We start from the raw sequence: 1,989 nt of genomic DNA on the forward strand, positions 1-1,989 counted from the left end.
ACCCGTCCGTGACCTGGGCGGGCGCCCTCGCCTGCGCCCCCGCCGACCGCCCCCTCGTCGGCTACGAGTCGGGCGACGACCTGCCTCCCGCCCTCGCCGCCGGCTTCACCACGATCGGCCCCCTCCGCGTCTGGCTGAGCCTCTGAGACCGGTCCGGATCACGGCCCGCTCCGAGCGGGCCCCCCGCCGTCACGCCGGCGTGGGGGCGAACCGATGCAACTCGTCCGCCCCGGGCTGGACCACGCCGTAGCTGTTCTCCGGCACCTCGTGCCAGGCACCGGGCAGGTCGCCCAGGGGTTCGGACACGATGAGACGGGTCTCCCCGGACACGTCCCGCAGGAACGCGAGGTCGGGGTGGAGCCTGCGCAGGGTCTCCACCCGGCTGCTGTAGAACAGCGAACGGGAAGCGCGCGCGGTGGAGTAGCGGAAGACCCAGACCCGGTCGCCGTCGGTGACGGCGAGCGTCATCTGGAGAGGGAACTCCACTCCGTGCTCACGGCCGACCCGTTCCACGACGCCCGCCATCGCGGCGACGGAGGCGGGCGGGTCCCGGTCGAGCCCGAAGGTGAGGGCCAGGTAGAACATCACCTCGGAGTCCGTCGTGCCCTCGATGTCGGGGTAGAGCGCCGGGTCGACGAGCAGGGTGAGTTCACGGCGCATGAGCCGGAACCCGTCGATGGCGCCGTTGTGCATGAACATCCAGCGGCCGTGCCGGAAGGGGTGGCAGTTCGACTGCTGCACCGCCGTCCCGGTCGACGCCCGGATGTGGGCGAAGAACAGCGGGGACCGGACGTGGTCCGCCAACTCCCGCAGGTTGCGGTTGTTCCAGGCGGGACCGACATCCCTGAGCAGCGCGGGCGTCTCGCTGTGCGCGGAGTACCAGCCGACGCCGAACCCGTCGCCGTTGGTGGTCTCCATGCCCATCCTGGAGTGCAGGCTCTGGTCGATCAGAGAGTGGGCCGGCCGGTACAGGATGGTGTCGAGCAGCACCGGCGTCCCCCAGTACGCGAGCCATCGGCACATGCGCGATCACCTGTGTCCCTGCCGGACCCGCGGGCGTCGCCCCACACCGTCCGGCCCTCCCATTCTCGGCGCCCGCCCCGGGGGGTGCACATCGGCACCGCCGGCCCACGGCCCGGCACCTGACGGGCACGGCCGGCACACGGGTCCCGGAGCGCGTGAGCGGGTGGCAAAGACACGTCACGCGCCCGAAACGGCGAGGCAACGCGCCGCCCTCAGGATCGGTGCATGACGGAGCCGGACAGCACGTTCGACAGTACCGCCGAGCTGCTCGGGAGGATCACCGAGCAGCTCGCGGCACGGCTCGCCCAGGTGCATCCGGACGGCCGTCGGCAGCGGAAGCACGACGAGGAGGCACGCCCACCCATGAACGTCCCCACCCTCGCCGGACGGAGCCGCACGGGGCTCACCACCGCCGCCCCGGCCGCGTCCGCCGCCCCCGCGCCCACCGCCCCCCCGGCCCCGTCCGCCCCCGCGCCCACCCTCGTCGCCGTCGGCCACGGCAGCCGCGACCCCCGCGCCCGGGCCGCCCTCGGCCGACTCCTCGACCGGGTCCGCGAGCTCCGCCCCGGGCTCGACGTGCGCCTCGCCCACATAGAACTGAACGCCCCGCTGCTCGACGAGACCCTCGCGGACCTCGCCGCCGAAGGCCGGGACGCCGTCCTCGTACCCCTGCTCTTCGCCCCCGGCCCCCACGTCACCCACGACCTGCCCGCCGCCCTCGCCGCCGCACCCGCCCTCCGGGCCCGGATCGCCGAGCCGCTCGGCGCGCACCCCCTCCTCGTCGAGGCCCTCGCCGGCCGGCTCACCGAGGCCGGCTGGACCCCCCGGGACGGCGCCTCCCGCGCCACCGGCGTCGTCCTCGCCTCCGCCGGCTCCCGCGACCCCCGGTCCGGCGCCGAGATCCGCCGGATCGCCGACCTCCTCGGCGAGCGGCTAGGCGGGGTACCCGTCGTCCCCGCCTACGCC

Annotated in this window: 2 protein-coding genes; one reads left to right on the plus strand and one right to left on the minus strand. The window is 74.9% G+C overall.

Going from position 1 to position 1,989, the window contains the following annotated elements:
- Nucleotides 1–189 precede the first annotated feature (189 nt).
- Nucleotides 190–1,023, minus strand: a complete 834-nt coding sequence (locus AOK00_RS25825; protein ID WP_055602655.1) for a class II glutamine amidotransferase — start codon at nt 1,021–1,023, stop codon at nt 190–192.
- Between the two features lie 225 nt (nt 1,024–1,248).
- On the opposite strand from AOK00_RS25825, the gene AOK00_RS25830 reads away from it, so the two are divergent.
- Nucleotides 1,249–1,989, plus strand: a 741-nt coding sequence (locus AOK00_RS25830) for a sirohydrochlorin chelatase (protein WP_254047503.1), incomplete at its 3' end; no start/stop codon positions are given.

It is taken from the genome of Streptomyces aureus (genome assembly GCF_001418135.1).
Lineage (GTDB): Bacteria > Actinomycetota > Actinomycetes > Streptomycetales > Streptomycetaceae > Streptomyces > Streptomyces aureus_A.

Excerpts from the sequence above, each read along its gene's own strand:
- AOK00_RS25825 (WP_055602655.1), bottom strand. The coding sequence starts at position 1,023 with ATGTGCCGATGGCTCGCGTACTGGGGGACGCCGGTGCTGCTCGACACC.